Origin of the sequence: Longimonas sp. (genome assembly GCF_040409695.1) — a bacterium.
Taxonomy (GTDB): Bacteria; Bacteroidota; Rhodothermia; order Rhodothermales; family Salinibacteraceae; genus Longimonas.
This window is the reverse complement of record NZ_JARWGJ010000128.1, coordinates 1-20800: the sequence shown is the minus strand read 5'-3', so window position 1 is coordinate 20800 and position 20800 is coordinate 1. Positions and strand designations below refer to the sequence as shown.

At 58.4% G+C, this 20800-nt stretch carries 16 protein-coding genes and 1 tRNA gene; 12 read left to right on the top strand and 5 right to left on the bottom strand.

Translation table 11 applies throughout. The features are described 5' to 3' along the window. The first annotated feature begins 117 nt into the window (after positions 1-117). Positions 118-648: a metallophosphoesterase family protein gene (locus PPP56_RS08065; protein ID WP_353563530.1), complete on the top strand. Its 531-nt coding sequence runs from the start codon at positions 118-120 to the stop codon at positions 646-648. On the opposite strand, the gene PPP56_RS08060 is transcribed toward PPP56_RS08065, so the two are convergent. Further along, the gene (locus tag PPP56_RS08060; RefSeq protein ID WP_353563529.1) at positions 590-1873 is read right to left on the bottom strand and encodes a putative sugar nucleotidyl transferase; all 1284 of its coding nucleotides are present in this window, start codon (positions 1871-1873) and stop codon (positions 590-592) included. The two genes, PPP56_RS08065 and PPP56_RS08060, sit on opposite strands and share 59 nt — an antisense overlap. Positions 1874-2163: 290 nt before the next feature. Between PPP56_RS08060 and PPP56_RS08055 the strand changes: the two genes are divergently transcribed. After that, the gene (locus tag PPP56_RS08055; protein WP_353563528.1) at positions 2164-2661 is read left to right on the top strand and encodes a dihydrofolate reductase; all 498 of its coding nucleotides are present in this window, start codon (positions 2164-2166) and stop codon (positions 2659-2661) included. Between the two features lie 263 nt (positions 2662-2924). On the opposite strand, the gene PPP56_RS08050 is transcribed toward PPP56_RS08055, so the two are convergent. From PPP56_RS08050 to PPP56_RS08040, 3 genes are all read right to left on the bottom strand, one after another. Beyond that, a tRNA-Pro gene (locus PPP56_RS08050) sits at positions 2925-2998 on the bottom strand. A 134-nt stretch (positions 2999-3132) separates the two neighbouring features. After that, a complete protein-coding gene (locus PPP56_RS08045) occupies positions 3133-5031 on the bottom strand; it encodes an AMP-dependent synthetase/ligase (protein ID WP_353563527.1) in 1899 nt (632 codons plus the stop codon). Positions 5032-5430: 399 nt separating this feature from the next. Then, a complete protein-coding gene (locus tag PPP56_RS08040) occupies positions 5431-6549 on the bottom strand; it encodes a quinone-dependent dihydroorotate dehydrogenase (protein WP_353563526.1) in 1119 nt (372 codons plus the stop codon). 75 nt (positions 6550-6624) lie between these two features. Here PPP56_RS08040 and PPP56_RS08035 point away from each other — a divergent pair, with 75 nt between their 5' ends. Further along, positions 6625-7485 carry a PhzF family phenazine biosynthesis protein gene (locus PPP56_RS08035; protein WP_353563525.1) on the top strand — a complete coding sequence of 287 codons (861 nt, stop codon included), beginning with the start codon at positions 6625-6627 and terminating at the stop codon, positions 7483-7485. Here the strand turns inward: PPP56_RS08035 and PPP56_RS08030 are convergent. Beyond that, positions 7442-10783, bottom strand: a complete 3342-nt coding sequence (locus PPP56_RS08030; RefSeq protein WP_353563524.1) for a peptidase S9 — start codon at positions 10781-10783, stop codon at positions 7442-7444. The two genes, PPP56_RS08035 and PPP56_RS08030, sit on opposite strands and share 44 nt — an antisense overlap. Positions 10784-11509: 726 nt before the next feature. On the opposite strand from PPP56_RS08030, the gene PPP56_RS08025 reads away from it, so the two are divergent. From PPP56_RS08025 to mnmM, 9 genes are all read left to right on the top strand, one after another. Beyond that, positions 11510-12184, top strand: a complete 675-nt coding sequence (locus PPP56_RS08025) for a DUF4382 domain-containing protein (RefSeq protein WP_353563523.1) — start codon at positions 11510-11512, stop codon at positions 12182-12184. Between the two features lie 149 nt (positions 12185-12333). Further along, on the top strand, positions 12334-12900 hold the full coding sequence (locus tag PPP56_RS08020) for an RNA polymerase sigma factor (RefSeq protein WP_353563522.1): 567 nt from the start codon (positions 12334-12336) through the stop codon (positions 12898-12900). Continuing rightward, positions 12878-13648, top strand: a complete 771-nt coding sequence (locus tag PPP56_RS08015; RefSeq protein WP_353563521.1) for an isoamylase early set domain-containing protein — start codon at positions 12878-12880, stop codon at positions 13646-13648. The genes PPP56_RS08020 and PPP56_RS08015 overlap by 23 nt, the downstream gene beginning before the upstream one ends. Positions 13649-13922: 274 nt before the next feature. Then, complete coding sequence (locus PPP56_RS08010; RefSeq protein WP_353563520.1) at positions 13923-15077, top strand: glycogen-binding domain-containing protein; 1155 nt, start codon at positions 13923-13925, stop codon at positions 15075-15077. A 68-nt stretch (positions 15078-15145) separates the two neighbouring features. Next, positions 15146-16069, top strand: coding sequence for a hypothetical protein (locus PPP56_RS08005; protein WP_353563519.1), 924 nt, complete (start codon positions 15146-15148; stop codon positions 16067-16069). Between the two features lie 403 nt (positions 16070-16472). Then, positions 16473-18371 carry a penicillin-binding protein 2 gene (gene mrdA, locus PPP56_RS08000; RefSeq protein WP_353563518.1) on the top strand — a complete coding sequence of 633 codons (1899 nt, stop codon included), beginning with the start codon at positions 16473-16475 and terminating at the stop codon, positions 18369-18371. A gap of 43 nt (positions 18372-18414) precedes the next feature. Next, positions 18415-19677, top strand: a complete 1263-nt coding sequence (gene rodA, locus PPP56_RS07995; RefSeq protein ID WP_353563517.1) for a rod shape-determining protein RodA — start codon at positions 18415-18417, stop codon at positions 19675-19677. Positions 19678-19867: 190 nt separating this feature from the next. After that, the gene (locus PPP56_RS07990; protein WP_353563516.1) at positions 19868-20188 is read left to right on the top strand and encodes a hypothetical protein; all 321 of its coding nucleotides are present in this window, start codon (positions 19868-19870) and stop codon (positions 20186-20188) included. 211 nt (positions 20189-20399) lie between these two features. Further along, positions 20400-20800 (top strand): tRNA 5-(aminomethyl)-2-thiouridylate-methyltransferase MnmM (gene mnmM, locus PPP56_RS07985; RefSeq protein WP_353563515.1); only part of this gene is annotated, 401 nt, incomplete at its 3' end.

The window sequence follows — 20800 nt, the reverse complement described above, 5'->3', positions numbered from 1 at the left end:
CTACTGCTGTGTGCGTCTTTGCTCTGCACCCCCTCGCGGCATTCACGCGCTGCTGCGCGCTTTGGTGGCGGCACGGTGCAGCGAGCTTGCACTATACTTTGCTAACACCTTTTGTCTATGGAACTCGGTATTCTGTCGGATACGCACGGATACTTTCACCCCGACCTGGTCAACGTATTGGATGGGGTGGATGCCATCGTGCATGCCGGTGATGTTGGTGATCTTTCCATTCTTGATGGGCTGGCTACGTTGGCGCCGGTGCATGCTGTGTACGGCAACGTGGATGATGCGGACACGCGGCGGCGCCTGCCGGAGCGGGAGCGCTTCACGTTTGGCGGACTCTCGGTGTGGGTCGAGCACATCGCCGGCCGGCCCGGGCGCTGGCAGGCGAACATGGGCAAGCGGCTTGCCGAAGACCCGCCCAACATATTCATCTGCGGACACAGTCACATCTTGCGCATTGAGCGCGTCGCCGAACTGGACAACATGCTGTTCGTGAATCCCGGAGCTGCCGGGCGGCAGGGGTTTCACCAGAAGAAAACCTGCTTACGCCTGAAAGTAAAAGACGGAAAGGCCTCGAACGTCGACGTTATCCATCTTGACGCATCGCCACGCGCTGCGGCGCCGTCTTCTCAAACAGACGCGTAAGAAGCTGTTCTTGAGCAGCCGTCAACGTCTTGTCGCGCCGGGCCATGACGCGAGCGGCCACACTGAGCGCTTTGGCCAACCGGTAGTCGACAAACCCGCTGTGCGGGCTGCCCCACGAAAAGCTGGGGAGATACCGAGGGGGGAATCCGCTGTCGTACACGTTGCATCCGGTACCTACAACCGTGCCGGTGTTAAACATCGTGTTGATGCCGCATTTTGAGTGATCGCCCATGACCAGTCCCATAAACTGGCGTCCGGTGTCAACAAAGCCGGCGGCGGCAGCATCGTAGACACTTACGGTACCATAGTCGTTCTTGAGATTCGAGGTGTTGGTGTCAGCGCCAAGATTGCACCACTCCCCCAGGATGCTATGCCCTAAAAAGCCTGCATGGCCTTTGTTGGAGTAGCCCTGCACAATGCAGTCATGCACCTCGCCGCCTATCTTGCTGTACGTACCGAATGAGGAGCCCTCAACGTCAGCGCCTCGCTTGATCTGAGATTGAGGTCCGATGTAGATGGGACCGCGCACGACGGCCTGCTCCAGTACAGCGGCCTCCGAGTCGATATAGATCGGTCCATCTTCAGCGTTCAGAATGGCTCCGGCTCCTACGGAGGCGCCGGGGGCAAGGTATACCTGCTCGGGGGCATCAACGACAGCCGACGCATGGACCCCGTGTAAAGGCGCGTCAGACGGCGATGCGTTGATTGCTGCCCCAAGTTCTTGATCGAGGCGGCCGCGCAGCGCATCCATGAGGTGCCAGGTGCGAGTGACACGGGGCACAGCGCCCAGGTCAGTGACCGGAGCCGCGCTGAAGGCGTCTGCGGGCAACGCGTTGTTCGAAAGCAGATCAGCCGGTAGCGCGTGCGGGTCGGGCCACCAGGCAGCGATGAGCGTGGAGCCTGCCGTGAAGACGCGCGCGGTCGCTTCGTTTACCGAAGCCGTTACCGCATCGACCCAGCCAGGTGCGGGCAGCGCGCCGCCATGCACAAACAGGACGCCCTCGTCGTCGGTAGGCAGTCGGTTCACAGTGGCACGGGGCGCACGCGCAGCTACGACCGCTTCAAGATGCTGCCGCGTGTGCAGCGCGAGAGACGTGTGCGGGAACGTCCGTTGCAGTGTGGCCCCCAGCGTGTGCATTCCGCAGCGGAGTTCGTGCACGGCACGGGTATGAGTAAGGGGGGCGAGATGAGCGGCTGTCTTATCTTCGAAGAGGCAGAGCGTCATGCAAACAGGACGTCGATTTGTATCGGGGAGGCGTCGGCGTGCGGCAGTATCAAGGAACGGCGTAGATCTGCCGGAGTCAAGTTTCCTGTGTTTAAGACTGCCCTCAATAAAAACTATCGGGCACTCAATAGAAGAGCCCGACAAGAACGACGCCTCAGTGTTCTGAGTCAACACTCGTCAAATATTATGAACGGAGGGCTTTAGCGCCCTCGTTCTTCACGGAGCGAGGGCGTTGTGACGTACGTACAGAAGCCAAGTAACCACTCCACGAATAAGGACTTCTGTGTGTCGTGACCATCGTACTCATTGCTGCCGTAGCATGCGAAAATCGTGTCATCGGCAAAGACGGCGACCTGCCCTGGCACCTCCCCGATGACCTAAAGCGCTTTAAGCGTCTTACAACAGGGCACCCGCTGCTCATGGGGCGGCGCACCTTCGAGTCTATTGCTGAAACGTTTGGCGGGCCGCTTCCAGACCGGCGTCAGCTGATTCTGACAACGACCAGGACGTTTGACGAATACGATGACGTTGAATCGTACGCTTCAATTCCAGATGCGCTCGATGCAGTCGCCAGCGAAGCTACGCTCTATGTGGGAGGCGGACAGCAGATCTACGAGCAGTTTCTTTCGCGCGCCGACCGGCTCGAACTTACCGAGGTCGAGGGGGACTATGAGGGTGATACGTTCTTTCCGCCATACAAGCATCTGGTTGGGGATACTTTTACCGAGGTGCAGCGTGACGAACGCGACGGATTTGCGTTTGTGACGTACGAGCGCACAAGCGCGTGATTCGATCTTGTCGCCGGTGAAACTATACGCGCCACAGCAGCCGGAGATGAGAACCTATTTCGAGGTAGAGGGCTCTGGCAAGGAATAGGGAGGGGGAAAGCGAGACCACCTCCCTCAGGGAAAATGTCTATATCGGGCACGCGGTCATGCAGTACGTACGGGCCCACTACTAAAAAAGCGCCCTGTTCACTGAAGAACAGAGCGCTTAAGCCGTGGTGCTCTCATAAGTTGGTCTTGCAATGTGCTGCAATGCACTTGTAAGGTCGGGGCGCCCGGATTTGAACCGGGGACCTCTTCGTCCCGAACGAAGCGCGCTACCTGGCTGCGCCACGCCCCGAGTAATCATACAATGCATACCAGACGACTATAACATGGATCCGGAAGCGCCACTCTGAATCGTGGGTCAATCCACAAAATAGAGGTACTTTCAATGCGAATCCATATTGATGGCCTTGCAAGGAGGAGAGCGTGCTACGAGCTGCGCCGGGCAAAGCGCTCATACATCGCGTCGATCTCGTCGGCGTACTCGTCTTCAATGACGCGGCGCTTGTTTTTGAGCGTTGGGGTAAGCATGCCGTTCTCTACCGTGAATGGTTCGGCAACCAGGTGGAAAGCCCGAATTTTTTCGTGTGCAGGCGCTTGCTTGTTGTACGCACTAATATGCTTGCTGAAAAGCCGGTCGACCCAGCGCTCTTCAACGAGAGCCTCGTTGTCATCTCGATGCTCCGGCTCGCCCGAGTCACGTGCCTGCAGCCGCACCGCGTCGAAGTCCGGCACGATGAGGGCCGTGAGAAACGGACGGTCATCGCCAAGCACAACCACCTGGTCGAATGGCGCTTTTGTTTTAAAGTACTCTTCAATCGGACCGGGATAGATGTTTTTGCCTCCCTGCGATACCAGCATATGCTTGATGCGGTCGGTAACTTGCAGGTAGCCGTCCACAAAGCGGCCCACATCGCCCGTATGGTACCAGCCATCGGCGTCGAATGCGCCCCGCGTTTCTTCCGGACGCTTCCAGTACGCTTCCATCACGTTCGGCCCCTTAACAACAATCTCGCCCTCTTCGGTGGTGAGCGACGACGGATAGTCGTTTCCGCTCAGCGTGCCAATGGGACTGTCGTCGTTCAGGTCTTTGATCGCGACTGTAACGTCGGGCACGATATGACCAACCGTTCCAAACCGGGGGGCCTCCAGCGGATTGACGGAGAGCACCGGCGCCGTTTCTGTAAGCCCATATCCTTCCGCGATAACAATACCCGCAGCCTGGAAAAAACGTCCGATCTCCTTAGGGAGTGCGGCGCCTCCCGACGCTGCAAACCGCAGGTTGCCGCCGAGTTTCTTATGCAGTTCTGAAAACACGAGCTTGTGGGCCAGCTTCTGCTGCATGGAAAGCAGCAGTCCGGCGCTGCCGTCCTGCTCGGCTTCGGCATAGCGCTCGCCCACGCCTACCGCCCAGTTGAAGATGCCTTGTTTGATTGCAGATCCTTGCTCGGCTTTCTCACGCACGCGGCTGTAGACCTTCTCGAAGACGCGTGGTACTGAGATCAGCACCGTGGGCTTTACCTCGGTTAGGTTCTGTGTAAGCGCTTCTATGCTCTCCGCATAACTTATCTTGGCACCTGCAGCAAGCACTGCGGTGTATCCCGCCGTACGCTCAAACGCATGACACAGCGGAAGGAACGATAGGTGATGATCGGTGCTGTGGAACGAAACGCGGTCAAGCGCTCCCTTGGCATTCACGCAGAAGTTTCGGTGCGAGAGCATCACGCCCTTCGGGTCGCCGGTGGTACCGCTCGTGTAGATCAAGGCACTGGTATCGGATGGGCTTACGTCGCGACCCAGTTTCCGAAGCGTTTCTCTGTGGCTCTTCCAGTACGAGTGGCCGGCCTGCAATGCCTCTTCCCAGTGCACCATCGCGTCGGGTGCACCGTCGGGCAGGGCGCTCATTACAACGATCCCCTCCAGGGCGGGGCATTCATCAAGGACCGCTTCGACCTTCTTGCGCTGCACGGGAACCGACACAATTACCCACTTTGCCCCGGAGTCGTTCAGGATATAGGCCACCTTGGATGCAGGAAGCGTGTTGTAGATCGACACGTTGATGCCGCCAAGAATCTGGGTCGCCAGGTCGGTGATGGCCCACTCCGGACGGTTCTCGGAGAGGATCGCTACCCGGTCGCCGGGGCGTACACCCTGTTTGTGCAGGAATCCGGCCATAGATTGTACGCGCTTCTCCAGTTCCTCCCACGAAATGTCGAGCCAGGTGTCATCAGGCTTGTGCCGAAGCACCGTGCGCTCGTTACCGCGGTAGTGGTCTACCAGACGGGTGAATAGCTGGGGGATCGTTTCGAATTCGACCTGGGCAGGCATACAAAGGTGGGAGCTACTTACAGATATACGATTTTAGTACGCTGGTTCAGTACAACTGGGGCGCAAACGACCTCTACGTAGCCACTCAAGATAGAGGGCAGAGCCGTACGCATCCGATAGGCAGGAAATAACCAGCATTGGTGGATAACAATGGATAACCGGGAGGGTACCTTACCGACCCTTACCTGCCTGAAAAGACGTTAGAAAGACATTAGAAGGACGTAGTAAAGATATACCGTGGCGTGCCAAGCGCCGTACAGGTAGACGCACAAAGCTCGGCGCAAAATGGTAACATTAAGCAACTATTGGCTGCTTTGTACTGTTTCGCCCGGCTATCTCGTAGGCTGGTGGTGTATAGCGAGCCATCATATCCCAGGCGCCAGACGCTGCGCAGCGGTGTCAGATGCTTGAAGACAGCTGTTCGGTGTCGGTGCCGACGGCATCGCCGATGGTGGGCAGGTCGTGTGCATCCAACAGGCGCACAAGACCCTGGTTAATCGATTTGACGAGAGCCGGTCCATGGTAGACGAGACCGGTATAGAGCTGAACAAGTGAGGCTCCAGCGCGAATTTTAGCAAAGGCGTCTTCAGCCGAGGCGATTCCGCCCACGCCTATAATGGGTACCGAGCCACCTGTTGCCTCGTAAAGGTAGCGCACCAGTTGGGTGCTCCGCGCGGTAAGAGGCTGGCCGCTGAGCCCACCGCCTCCGATGGCCTCCAACTGCTCGTCCGATGCACGCATGCCACGCCGATCGGAGGCGGTGTTCGTTGCAATGTAGCCATCCACGCCATGCGCTTGGGCAACGCGGATAACGCGTTCGAGCGCCGAGTCGTAAACAACCCGGTCGCTCACGGGCGGACTCAGCTTCACGAGCACGGGTACGGTCAGGTCGAGTTCACTGCGTACGCTGAGCACGTCGGTAAGCAGGGCATCAAGCGCACCGGGCGCCTCGAAGGTTTTCCCGGATCGGGTGTTCGGGCACGAAACGTTCAGGGTTACGTAATCGGCATGCGGAGCAAGCGCGCGAAAGCTGGTGCAGAAATCGTTGCGCGCTGCCTCGCCCATAATATCCGGGTCGTGGGTCTTTGCAAGGTTTACGCCGACAATTCCGTTTCGGTCGCTATACGCCTGCAAGCGCTCGGCCACCGCATTGGCCCCGTCGTTGTTGAGGCCCATGCGGTTGATGAGTGCCTGATCCTCAGGCACCCGAAAGGCGCGCGGGCGCGCATTACCCGAGCAGGGCTGGGCACTCACCGAACCCACCTCAACGTGTCCGAGCCCGATGCTATGCCAGTAGCGCATGGCTACCCCGTTTTTGTCGGCGCCCGCCGCAAGACCGACCGGATTCGTCCAGTCCAGTCCCCACAGCGTCTGGCGCAGGCGCTCATGCTCGTAGCCGTACAGCGGAGCCAGCAGCGACTGGTCGGCATGCTGCAGCAGGCGGGCGGCGCGTAGGCTCCACGTGTGGGCGCGTTCGGCATCGAGCCGAAAAAGTAGCGGTCGGATAAGTCGATACATGAAACCGGGACAACTAAAGAGGAAGGTCAGTATGCAATCTAATGCACCGTCCTATTGGTTCCCAACCCCGACCATATGTCAACTTCTTTCTTCCTCATAGATGCATTCACCGATCACCCCTTTGCGGGTAATCCGGCTGGCGTATGCTTGCTGGATGCCCCCGCCCCAGCATCGTGGATGCAGAAGGTAGCCCACGAGGTGGGGGCTTCCGAAACTGCTTTTGTTATTGGATGCGAGGCCGAGCAGCCCCGTCTGCGCTGGTTCACGCCCACCGACGAAGTCGACCTGTGCGGGCACGCTACGCTCGCTGCAGCGCACGCGCTCCGCGAACACGCCCAATCGGATGCGCGCCAGTCAGTGTCGTTCAGCACGGCAAGCGGAACGCTAACGGCACGCTATACAGCAGCCGGTCGCATCACGCTCGACTTTCCGGCAGACCCTCCTGCTGAAACACCACTCCCCGATGGACTGGTCGAGGCCTGCGGCGTATCTGCTCCAACCTACACCGGACGGTCGGCGCGCGACTGGCTGATCCGGCTCGATACGCCGGGCGATGTGCAGGCGGCCCGCCCGGACATGGAGGTGCTGGCGCGGGTCGAGACCCGTGGCGTCATCCTGACAGCGCAGGCCACGGGCAATGGCACGCACGACTTTGTGTCGCGATTCTTTGCACCGCGCGTTGGCGTGCCCGAAGATCCGGTAACCGGGTCTGCCCACTGTGCGCTGGGTCCGTACTGGGGCCGGGAGTTGAGCACGGCTCAGCTGGTTGGGCGCCAGATTTCAGCGCGGGGCGGCACCGTGCGCATCCACCTGCCCAAAGGGCCCAATGGCGATCGCGTCATGCTTACCGGTGCGTGCGCCACGATCATGCGTGGGCAATGGGTTGCAGAGCCTACCACCCAGGACGCAACACCACCCCAAAGTTCCAGTCGGTAGCGCGCTGGTACGTGCGGGCATAAAACATCTCGAAAATGAGAGCTCCCAGAAGGTTAACACGGGCCGATACGCCGGTACTGAACACCGGACGTGCCGGCGTGGTGCCTTCGGGGGTTGTAGTCGTCGTCGAGAACTCGAAGCTCGTCAGGTCTTCGTTAGTCCAGGTAATGCCGGCATCGCCAAACGCTACCAACTCGGTAGGCAGATACGGGAAGTTGATCAAGCCCAGCTGGTCGGTACCAAGGAACGGGAGGCGAATCTCGGCGCTGGCCAGTCCCATGCGTGTGCCGATCAGGCGGTCGATATTGCACCCCTCGCGGTTCGGGTTGACACGGCAGAGGTCATCGCTGAAGATAGAACTGAAGGCGTACCCACGAACGAAGCCAAGCTGGTAGGGGTCGCCAAGCGTTTCACGAATGAAGCCGTCTTCGATCTGCCCGGTGAGGCGCGACCGGGCGCCGTAGTTGCCCTGGTGCAGAATGCGTCCGGCAAACGTGACCGGTTCTACAAAGTGGTAGCGCCGGTAGTCGGCAAGAATAGAAACGAAGTTGCGCGACCCGCCCTGGGGCGTCACCTGAAAACGGTAGCGTCCGCCATCGAGCGGCGAGGTAAAGCCGAAGTTTGAGAAGTCGCCAACGTATGCGAGTCCGATCTGAGCAAGATAGATCGTATCAGGCTCCCGGTCGCTGAGGTCGCGTTCTCGCACCTGGCCAAACTGGTTGATGCCAAGCGCCTCAATATCGAACCCGAAGCGAGTCGCTCCGCCGATAAGCTCAAACCGCCGCGTCTGCGAAACCGGGTAGGTCAGCTGCCCGAATGCCTGCGTGCGGAAGATGCGCTGCAGAATCTGAATGAACTCACCGGTTTGCTGGTCGAAAGCTACCTGGCCGAACAGCGACGGCGTATGCGAGACCCCACCGCCATAGTTGAGTCGCGTGCGCTGGTTCTGGTAGAAGAGACCACCGCCAATATCTTTGAAGGTGCCATTGGCTTGCACGAACACGCTCATGGACTGGTCGCCGAGCATGTCGCTGAAGAAAAACCCGACACCGCCCACAACCTGGGATCCGAAGCGCCCACCCACCTGAGCACCCACCTGAGGGGGCGCAATATAGTCAAGCTGGAGGCGGCGGCTGTAGCTCTGTTCATCGATCGGGCCGGGTTCAGGAAGCCCTGTGAGCGGATCGTCGAGGTAGCCGGCAACGAGGCCGTCGTTGAGCGCTGCAGAAGGGGGCAAGATACGGGCCGGAGCCGGCACAGCCGAAGAGGAGGCCAGCGGCTCAGCCGGGCGCATGGGGGCTTCGGTCGTATCGGCCGGGGGCGTAACAACTGATGGCGTAACAGCAGTGTCTGCCAGCGCGCTGTCGGGGCTGCCATGAATGGCTGCACGGAGCGCTTCAGGCATCACGCCAAACAGCGGAGCTGGGGTAGCTGGAGCAGGATCCTCGATGAGCGGTGGAGCTACGTCGAGGCGCTCCACGGTCATGCCGTCGAACGTAGGCAGCATACCCTGGGCAGCCACAGGCGTGGTGCCCATCGGCGTGCCAACCAGGTCGTCGCCATCGAGGCCGACAATAGAGTACCCCCCGTTGGCAAAGACCGAAAACGTCATGCGTCCGCTCTGCTGCGCGACCGACATTGAGGGGGACAGCGCGGTAATGCCGCTCACGCCTGTTTTAACATCTGTTACACGATAGACCTCTTCCTCGTCGAGAGCATAGCGGTAAACATCCTTAAAGCCATCCTGGTCAGAAACGAAGTAGATACTGCGTCCATCAGGGGCATACTGCGGATTGTGGTGCATACCGCGCTGGAAGGGACGCAGGCTGCTAATTTCGCGCGTTTCGATATCGATAAATCCGATGCGATAGTCTCCGAACTGCAGCGTTTCAAAGTTGGTGCCGTCTACGCCACGATCCGTGGTAAACGCAAGGGTCTGCCCATCGGGCGACCAGGTAGGTTGGAGATAGGCAAACCGGTCGTTGGTAAGCTGCCGAGCCTCATTCGTATTGATGTCTACGGTGTAAAGGTTGCTAACCCCTCCTTCAATGCCGGTAAAGGCAACTTCGTCGCCGCGGGGCGCCCACGCAAGGTTCTGAATGGCGCCAACCTCACCAACTCGAATGCGCCGGTCGATGCGTCCAGATTCAACATCTAAGATGTTAATCTCGTTACGCCCCTGCGTAAATGTCACAAATGCAAATCTGCGTCCATCAGGCGACCAGGAGCCCGCCGAGTTGATGAACCGTAGGGCGTCAAAGTGCGGATTCGACCGGGTGCTGCGCAGCTGCTGTACGACCTCGCCCGTGCGGGCATCAGCCACGAAAAGGTTGGTCGTGAAGAGGTTGCGCCGCGAGATGTACGCCACGTATCGTCCATCCGGACTGATAGAGGGCGACACGAAAAACTGGTTATCGGCTCCGATTTCGCCAAGAACCGGCTCGCCAACATCGGCAGGGTCGGTACGTCCTTCCATAAGCGGCATGTAGGCATCTTTGACAGCCTGCTGCCACTCTGTAGAGAGCGAGTCGGTTGTTGTGCCCAGTGCGTAGGTGAAAGCTGTTTCGACGCCAACGCGCCCGCTTAGTTTGAAGAGATTCGTTACAGCTGAGTCGCCATACTTACCGCCGATGTACGCCATGTACGCCTGTCCGAAGCGGTATGGGAAGTACGAAAACATGTCGCGGGTCATCTGGTCGACCGTCGGCAGGTCGTCACGCAGCGCTGCGTCGCGCAGCCACATGGTTGTGTGTGGATGCTCGCGGCCAAGCGAGAGATACTCCGCCATCCCCTCTACGAGCCAGAGGGGAAGGCGCTGAATGGCAAAGCCCTGCGTATCCCCCCGAAGAGCGATATCGAACTGAAAGGAATGAACCAGTTCATGACCAAGCACGTGATCCGTTTCCTGGTACGAGCCCGTCAGGGGCATGATGACGCGTTCCTTCAGTGCTTCCGTAACGCCACCGGTACCCTGGCCAATGTTGCCACGAATAACATTGGTCTGTTGAAAATCGGTATCATTGGCATAGAAGATCAGAGGCTTACGGTCGTCGAACTCGCGCAGAAAGCTCCGCGAGTGCCGCCGATACCAGCGTTCGGCCATGCGCGACGCATCAATGGCAGCCTCACGCTTCTCAGGGTAGAAGAAAATCTGGAAGTGTTCGGTGTCGAACTGTCGAAAGTCGAACGTATCGTACTGCACCTTATTGCGCCCAAAGTACTGGGCCGCAACGGGCTCAATGGCTACGAAAAGGGCCAGCAGTACGAGGATGCCGACTGTGCGAAATGAGCGCAACATGTGAGTGCGGGGTACAAGTTGAAAACTACGTCGTTACTCCAACGACCTTACGGGTCGCTTGATTCTTCCTTCATGGTTGTAGCTTTTGATTATGTTGTAGCCTGGCGTTGCAGAATGTTACAGAGTTTAGGCAGGGCCGGGTCGGGGTGCCTGCAGACCGGGGCAACTCCACACTGCGGCAGGCGGACAGGAATGAAGGGGTAGAGGCTTGGCAGCCTATCGCGTGCTGGGCTCGTTTACGCTATGTCTGGTCTGTTGTATCCTGCAAACGGTGGTTGATCTGAAGTACAGCAGACATACACCGCGTCGTTCAACACAGATTATGACAAGGCACGGGTATGACAGATCGTTCTGGAGGGTACAATTATTATCTCAACTAACAGCATGTGCGGACTTCCCTCTGCCGCTTCTGATCGCCTTGTGGCAGAATACGCGGTCCTGCTTCCCATTCCCGCGCAGCGAAATCGGCACGCACCGCTGCTACGGCCAGACATCGACCTGTGGGGCGTTGCTTTTTCGTTACATTATATCTTGTAACTATGGAGCGGCTCGCTCTTCCATTGGGCGTATTGTCGGACGGTTTCAGTAGCAGTATTCCGAAGCAGTTGTGTCAGAGCGAACCAGCTGCTCTGGTCAAGTCCTGTTGACGGATTTTACTGAGACAGAGAGACAATCGCGCACTTTTTTCTCTACACAGAAGAAGACTTGTATATTATGCGTCGAACTATGCGTCGATTTATCGCACAATTGGGTCTGGTCTTAATTCTGGCTGCCGGACTGGTTGCCTACACTGGATGCGACCTGTTCGAGTCAGATGCAGATGAGAGAGGACAGATAGATATCTATCTTACGGATGCCCCAGGCGACATCATTGAAGCGTTTGTCACAATTGAGAGGGTAGCTGTTGTTCCGGCGAGTGAGGCTGCCGAGGGAGAGGCCCGTGAGGGAGGGATCTCGGTACTGGATGTCGATGCGTTCACGGTCGACCTTACAAAATTGCAGGATGGCGTAGATACGCTCATGGCGTCGACTACCCTACCAGAAGGTACATACAGCCAGATCCGACTGGTAACAGCGCGCGAGGCCGATGTGCTCTATGAAGATGAAGAAGGCAATGCGCAGGAAGCCAACCTGCGGCTCCCCAGTGCAGCTGAAACAGGTGTGAAAGTTAACTTCCCGCCGTTTACGGTTGAGAGCGAACGCGATCGCATTGAGTTGACGCTCGACTTCGACATTGAAGAGTCGTTCGTCAAAGCAGGGGAAAGTGGGTCGTTCATCTTCAAGCCTGTCGTCAAGGCAGAAGCCATGGTGGTCAATGGTGAGGAAGAAGATCTTGATGGAGATGAAAATGACGAAGACAATGATGACGATACCGATTCTGACAACGGGGAGGATTCATAGCAGTATACACACCAAGCAGGCGGAGTCTTAACAGACTGCTGGGACCGGCTGCTTGATTCTGCTACAATCCCCCCCTGTCAGTGCCGTGCGCAGAGCCTCTGGCCGTGTATTGGCCAGGGGCTGCGCCGGTATATCAAGTGATACGGTACATGCCAGATTCGCGTTCTGATGCTACCTTAGTGAACCAGGTACAGGCCGGAGACCGTGAAGCGTTCGAGCGGCTGATTGAGCGCTATCAACGCATGGTCTTTGAACTTACAACCCAGTACGCAGCAGTTTCGAGCGATGCCGACGATCTGGCCCAGGATGTATTTCTGCGGGCATTTCAGCACATTGATCGTATTGATACGCCCAGTCGATTTGCTTCCTGGCTATACGGCATTGCTCTAAACCGGTGCCGAGACTACGCAAAGAACCGACGCCGCGACACGTACGCGTTCACTGACCAAGAGACGGAAGCCGGTCGGCTGCCAGACCGAAATCAGACCGGGAGCGACACCGCGCTGATGCAATCGGAGGAGTCCGAACGCATATGGAAAGCGATTCAAGCGCTCTCGCCAACCTATGCAGTTCCGTTCCTTCTCAAATACCGAGATGGACTCACGTATCAGGCCATGTCCGACCGTATGGATGTGTCGGTTAGCGCATTGAAGGTACGTGTACACCGCGCCCGTAAAAAGCTTCAAACGCACCTTGGAAGAACCGATGACGAATGACCCCGACCGTTTGGTGCAGCGTCTCATTGATGGCGATCTGCGTGAACACGAGGCTGCTGATGCGCTGCACTGCATTGCTGATGCGCCGGAAGCGCGCCGCCTGCTCGTGCGCGAACATCGGATGCGGAACGCCCTCGACCAGATGCAAGCGCCTGCTATCCCAGAGGCGTTTGCAGAGCGCACTGTAGAGGCGCTACAAAAAGAGGTGCTACACGCACAAGGGCACCATGAAGCGCAGCCAGCGAAAGCCCAATCGCTCCTCCGTCGGCCAGTCGGCGTGTGGATCAACGCGTGGATTACAGGATGGCAACTGCCAAGCGCTCAACTGGCTCGTGGACTCGCCGTGCTGCTGCTATGTGCGGCTACCTTCGTGGCCGGGCTGTACAGCCATAGCACGTGGATAGCTACCGAAGAGGATGCACCCACGTATGCATCCACAGAAGCAGTGACGCATCCGGTTGGGGCAACACAGCAAGGTGCACCACAGGTTTGGGCGCGGTTCGTTTACCCACACGAACAGGCCACCTCGGTCGCCGTAGCTGGTGACTTCAACGACTGGGAGCCCCAGCCCCTCGTGCCACGCACGCTCGCAGACGGTCGTACGGTATGGACAGGTCTGATTTCGATGGAGCGTGGTGAACATGAGTACATGTACCTCATCGATGACGAAGAGTGGGTAACGGATCCATATGCGGTAGAGCAGCGAGACGACGGATTCGGAGCTCAGAATGCTGTGCTGAATCTATAGATGCATTCATTCGGTTGAGAGTACTTCCAGTAGCTGGCGAGTATAGCTACTGATGCGAAGCACTGCTAACCGAATCGTATGCAGCCTGTTGAATATATCTGATTTGTTCGTCGGTGGATTGAAGCGCGCCACAAAGTACATGGCGCGCACAGCAGGATGGGCGTTTTTGCTTGCATGTTGGGCATTCCCGCTTTCGGTGACTGCTCAGACGCTGCATGGAGCAGCTCAGGTAGCAGTAACGGCCGGATATCAAACGAATCCATATAGCGATCCAATGCTTCGTATCTGGGATCCTACCATTCGGCCTGCGTTCCTCGGAGTTTCGCCTGCGGCAGCCCTGTCGTGGACGGACACACGGTTTCGGGCGTATGCGCAGATCCGCACGCGCAGCGACCTGCGAGGCGGCGATCCGGAACGCGCAGAGTCGGTAGAATGGCTTCTTGCACAGGCTGATGCACACGCGATGTATGACATCTCAGAGCGTATCGGGGTCGGGCTGACCACAGGAATGCGACGCTATCAACTGCAGACTGAGCAGCAAGGATTGTGGGCCCTTCCTACTGTTCGGGGGCAACTTGCCGAACGGGTGCGTCTCGACGTGCTCGCAGGTGGGGCTACGCGCCGAATCAAGCGAGATGACGCAAGGGGTACAGCCCAGTTCAGCGACTGGCGAGCAACGCTTGTTGGGCAGGCTGCCATACACTGGTGGGCTCAAGACAACTTGCGGATAACCGCAGGAGCGTACCGGAGCCAGAATACGTCTGCGGAGGCATCAGAGCAGAGTAATGGAGCGGGAGCACGCATTGCAGCTACCTGGTGGCCGCATCCAGCGTGGTCAATCACGGCCAACGTAGCAGGTGAGCAAAGCCGCTACGTGTTGACAGAGAACCGCACGGCACCTACAAGTCAGCAGACCACCACGACGCAGAAAACGCGCCGTGGCCGCTCCGGGGTTGAAGCGATGTGGCAGCCCACGCGCTCGATCGACGTGTTTACGCATGCGCATGCGACCTATGCCGGGCAGGATGCGGGTGCGACTACCTTTCATGTAGGGGCAGGCTTACGGATGCGTACGTCAGCCGTTCTGGCACAGCGATTCGCTTCGTCGTCAACGCGCCAGCAGCTATGGCATATTGAAGGGGCTGCCATCCGTGTATCCATTCCAGCTCCAGACGCAGCCTCTCTCTACCTCACCGGCGATTTCAACGAGTGGGCGCTGCCCGGCATTCCGCTCATGCCAACAAGAGACGGGCACCATGAGGCTGTACTCTACCTAACACCCGGACGCTACGCGTTCCGTGTGCACGCTGTCGAACACCACTTCGATCCGGTAGAAGACACGCCGCAGTGGGTTGAACTGCCCGACTATGCAGAAACGGAAGACGATTCGTTTGGCGGCACCAATGGGATAATTACGATAGATTCGTGAGTACAATGTCAGATACCCTTTGTGGCAGGCATAGCAGACATGTAGAACGAGCGCTGCAGATGCTCTGCGTGTTGCTCATAGCGTGTGCGATAGGGCCGTTAGCCGCAGCAGGGCAAGCATCTGACCTGGATGCACTTGTTAACCGGGGAAGCGCTGCAGGGCTCAGCGCTAATCTGCTTGAGTCGGTTGTTGAGCGTGGCGAACGGCGCGGGCTGTCGGAAGATGCGATTCGCGGTGTGATAACCCCTGCGATTGAGCTTGCCGAAAACGATCTTCCGGGAGCACCGCTGCTCACGAAAACATTAGAGGGGATTGCGAAGAATGTACCGCCTGCTCGCATGCAGCCCGTGCTGCAAACGTTTCGTACGCACACCGAAGAGGCCGGGCGCGTAGTAGATGCTTGGCTGGCCAGTGAGGGAGCGGCCGATGTGCTGGGTTCATCTGCATCGCGTCGGGGTTCTGAAGACCGCACCGCGCTCATTCGAGGCGTAACCGCTGCGCGTCAGCAAAATCTCTCGCTTGAAGTTGCCGAAGCATGGCTGACGGCGCTCCCCGAGGCCGTGTCGGCGCGTCCTATTGCTGTGTCGCAGATTGAATCCGCCATTCGGGTGCTCCCTCAACTCCCTGATGCCGATCAGCCTGCAAGCGCCGGGCACCGCCTCGCATATGCAGCAGTAGAGGCCGAATACGACCCCTCTGCCATCCGCCAACTGCCCCATGCTCTTGAGCAGGCGCGCCGCCAGAACGAACAGCCGGTGCGCACGCTTGCTCGTCATGCAGCGGGTGCCATCGGCGGCGGACAGCCTGCCCCTCAGGTCCTCGGAACGCTCTTTCGTGGCGGGATTCCCGGAGGAGGTCCCCCTGAGCATGCAGGGCCTCCCGACGACCCGCGAAGAGGACCGCCCGATACGCCGCCCAACGATCCCCCCGGAAATCCTCCTGAAAGCCCGCCCGAACGTCCCGATCCTCCACCCGGCGGCAATAGCTCCTAAACTGGTGTGGGTCAATGTTGCTGCCATGTTGCTGCCATGTTGCTGCCTACGTATCGGGCAGGGCATTGCGTAAAGCATCCTGTAAAAGAAAAGCTCACTACACCCGTTGCTCGACGACGTGTATTGCTGATGGCATAGTTTTGGACGTAATGAGAATAAGCATCCCAATTATGCACCGGGCCGCATGGTGGATAAGCTACAGGTTGCAGAGGTATAGTAGAGATACACCAGGTTCTTTTGAGGGGCTTTCGAATGTGGAGTCAGATGTGCAGTAGGATGTGTGTTTTGATATGCAGAAGCCTTTCCAGAAGCCTTGAAAAGGGAACTGTTTAGTGCCTAAACGTAGGATACATGTCTCTACTGCCTATCTTTTTCGTTCGACGCGTCTCCCCACCCCGACGTAATGGAATCATATCGCCTTCGTGTCCGGCTTTTTGCGATAGCTGTACTCACGGTTTTCTTCGTTCTTGCAGGGCGGCTCGTCTATCTGCAGGTCTTCGATAGCGAAACCTACTGGGGTACATCGCAAAGCAACGCAGTACGTGAACGGCCGGTGATGCCGGCCCGGGGGGCGCTATACGACCGGGGCGGTACGCTGCTGGTTGACAATGCCCCCAACTATACCCTGATGCTAACGCCGCGCTATGTCGACGAGCAGACGCTTCCGGAGCTGGCTGAGCTACTTGGCGTTCCGGACTCTGTCGTTACGTCGCGACTGCAGGAGGCACGCGACTGGTCGTCGCTTCGCCCAAGCCGCGTCTTCTCGGACCTGGACTTTGAGACATACAGCCGCATCCAGGAGAATCTATACCGGCTTCCTGGGGTGTCTTTCGACGTTGGCGCTCGGCGCCGCTACCATACTCCGATGAAAGCAACTCATGCACTGGGGTACGTGCGTGAGATCGACCAGACGCGCCTGGCCCGGCTGCGCTCTGAGGGCTACCGTCCGGGCGACCGCATCGGAATTACGGGCATAGAAGCAGCTTTTGAGTCGGAACTGCGCGGTAGTTATGGAAGCGAGTTTGTTGTGGTTGATGTTCGGGGGATGGAAGTGCAGTCATACCGGGGTGGCGAGGAAGACCGCACTCCGCAGAGCGGCTACGACCTGCATCTTACCATCGACCACGAAGTGCAGGCCCTGGCCGAGTCGCTTTTCGTAAACAAGCGCGGTGCCGCTGTAGCGCTCGATCCCTCATCGGGGGAGATCATTTCGTTCGTGAGTCATCCCGACTATGACCTCAGCCTGTTTGCCAGTGCGGTGCCGGGAGCGGTATGGGATAGCCTGCGGTCTGCCCCCGAAGATCCGCTTTACAACCGGGCTACGATGAGCGGATTTCCGCCAGGGTCTACCTGGAAGCCGTTCATGACGCTTGTCGGACTCGAAGAAGGCATCATCCCCGAAAATCAGCTTGTAAACTGTCCGGCCGGATACCGCGTCGGGAATCGTGTCTTTCGGAATCACCAGAGCAAAAACCACGGACGCATCTCGCTCGAAAAGGCGATGGAGGTGTCGTGCAACACGTTGTATTACGACGTGATGATGAAGCTCGATGTAAATACGTGGGCCGACTGGGCTCGCAAGTTTGGGTTCGGAGAGCATGCTCCCTTCGACATTGGCAACCAGCTGCCCGGTCTGATTCCAGACTCCTCGTACTTCAACCGCACGTACGGGCGGTGGACTGCCGGATATACGGTGAACCTGGGTATCGGGCAGGGAGATATGAGCGTAACGCCGCTTCAGATGGCGCGGTATACTGCTGCGCTGGCGAATGGCGGCTCCTTGCCCTCGCCGCACTTTGTGCGATACGCGGAGCACCCATCCACCGGCGAACGGATTCTGGCCGAGCCGCCTCCATCTTCTTCCATTGGCGTCTCACCGGCGTACATGGATCGGGTGCGCGAAGGGATGCGACGTGTGATGGAGAGCGGAACCGGGCAGTGGCTCAACATACCGGGTATCGAAAGCGCAGGAAAAACAGGAACGTCGCAGAACCCACACGGCGAAAATCATTCGGTGTTTATCATGTTCGCACCGTACGACGACCCTGAGATCGCCATTGCCGTTGCTGTGGAAAATGCCGGGTACGGCGGATCGGTCGCAGGTCCCATCGCAAGCTTCATGGCCGAGCAGTACCTGACCGGCACCATTGCCGATACCTGGGAGCGGCGCTACTGGATGGACCGCGTGATCAACGAAGAGCGCAGTGAACCGCTTGAGCAGCCTGAGGCGCCCGACGAAACCAGCCCGGAAGATCGGCAGCCCGAAGGTGCACCCGGGGCTGTGCCAGTGTCTCACCCGTAACCTCTTCGCCGTACCCCATATCCCTACGTCACTCCGCTAACACATGAACGCCTGGTATCGCAACATCGACTGGCTGACTGTACTGTCCTGGCTTGTGCTGGTCGGGATGGGGTTGGTTGCCATTTACAGCAGCACGCACGGACCCGGCGCCGAGCATCTGCATGCGTCGGTGCAGCAGAACTTCTACCGGCAGCTTGCCTGGCTCGTGGTAGCAGCCGGCGTGCTCGCCGGGATGCTGTTGCTTACACCGCGCACGCTCATGCTGGGAGCCTACCCGCTGTATGGACTCACGCTGGTTCTTCTGGTTGCTACCATCTTCATGGGACGTGAAGTGGGGGGCGGCACGCGCTGGCTTGCCCTCGGCCCCATTCGGCTGCAGGCCTCGGAGCTTGCTAAGGTTGGTACGGTCCTGGCCGTAGCCCGGCTGCTCTCTGACCGACGTGCTGTGTCGGCTCAGCATCTCGGATACGTACTCCGCGCCGCTGCGCTGGTGGCTGTACCAGCGGTGCTGGTGTTGCTACAGAACGACACCGGCACCGCATTGGTCTTCATCGGACTCATCCCGATCGTGCTCTTCTGGGGGGGGCTGCCCGTTTCATTGATTCTGCTGATGCTCGTGCCCGGACTTGCTCTGTACGCTGGTCTGCTTAGTGTATGGGCCGCCGTGGCCGTCGTCGTGATCTTTACAGCCGGAATGTGGATCGGTACGCGCCATCGGTTGCTGACCCTTCTTGCAGGAGGGCTAACTACTGCCGCAGGAGCAATTGCTTCGTTTGCCCTGGTACACGTGTTGCGTCCCCATCAGGTGGCTCGCATCATATCGTTCACAAACCCGGAAGCGGAGGAGTTTAGACAGGGCGTCGGCTTCCATCTCGTGCAATCGAAGGCGGCAATTGGGTCCGGAGGGATCTGGGGCAAGGGCTTCATGGAAGGCACGCAGACGCAGGGGGCTTATATCCCGGAGCAGTCAACGGACTTTGTGTTTAGCGTAATCGCCGAGGAGTTTGGTCTGGTAGGGGGCGGACTGGTCTTGATTGTGATGGGCTTCTTCCTGCTGCGTCTCATTAAGCTGGGGGCCGATTCAAAGCATCCGTTTGGAAGTCTTGTGGCAGCCGGAGCCGTTGGAGTCTATCTCATCCACACGGTTATTAACCTCGGGATGGTGATGGGCATGATGCCTGTTGTAGGGCTACCGCTTCCATTTCTTTCGTATGGCGGCTCAGCACTCGTGTCATACACGCTGCTCCTGGCGATTGTGGTAAGCATACATATGCGGCGCGACTCCCTCTCCATCTATGGATACTGACCTGTAGATACTGGCTCAGGTCTGCATGCAAACCGTAAGATAACATGGAAGCACCGGCAAGGGTGCACATTCGTCACCAGCAGAACAAACGCAATATCTGCAGATCGTCCAGAAACGAAGGCCCCTCTGTATTGTAACTACGTATGTAATACACACGCACCCTGTATGGCAATCGCGGTAACATAACGCTATGGCTGCACCCTCCCCCTCCGCAGAAGGTCCCGTGAAAGATTCGACGCAAGCCAACAAGAAAACCACCTCGGGCTGGTCAATGCGCCGCTGGATTGTGATCGGTTTAGCGGCCTTTTTCTTCGCGTTTGTGGTGTATGAAATGATCGACCCCTTCCCCGATCAGCCCTATCTGGAAGTGCCGCATGGCGACCACGTGCACTACGTGCCCAAAGACCGCGATCCTGACATGCGCCTGAGTGACTTTCCCACCGTGCGTCCCGGTCCCAATGAGCGCATCCTTCCCAATGGACGGGTGGTAGAGGTGGAGCCTGAGGAGTAGGCAATTGAACACGGCCTGGCGTATCGCATGGGTCGTACGTACCCACAGTATGTTGGATAACACAGGGGGCAGCATAAAAAGCAATTCTGGATGGGGCTGAGGCGCCTCAGCCTCACGTACGCTGTCAACCTGGAACATGCACCGCCAGAGAGGCGAACGCTACGTGGCAGCGCTCTCCCTAATCACAGCCGCCGCACGAGGCGCTCTATGCATGGCTCTTCCCGCACTTACCACCATCGCCCACCAGTGGATGGCTTCCCATCTCAGACCTGGTCACTTCGCCGTTGACGCAACAGCCGGCAACGGACACGACACGGTGTTTCTGGCGAAGCACGTTGGGGACTCCGGACACGTAACTGCTTTTGATGTGCAAGAGGCTGCGTGCGCCTCCACTCGGCGACGATGCGAGCAGGAAAAGGTATCCGACCGCGTAACAATCGTGCAGGCCGGGCACGAAACCATGCGGACACACGTCTCACGCCCTGTACATGCTGTCATGTTTAACCTGGGATACCTGCCCAGGCATGATCATACCTGCATCACCCGTCCGGATACAACCTATGCCGCGCTTGATGCAGCACAGGCGCTCATGACAGAGGGCGGACTCATCAC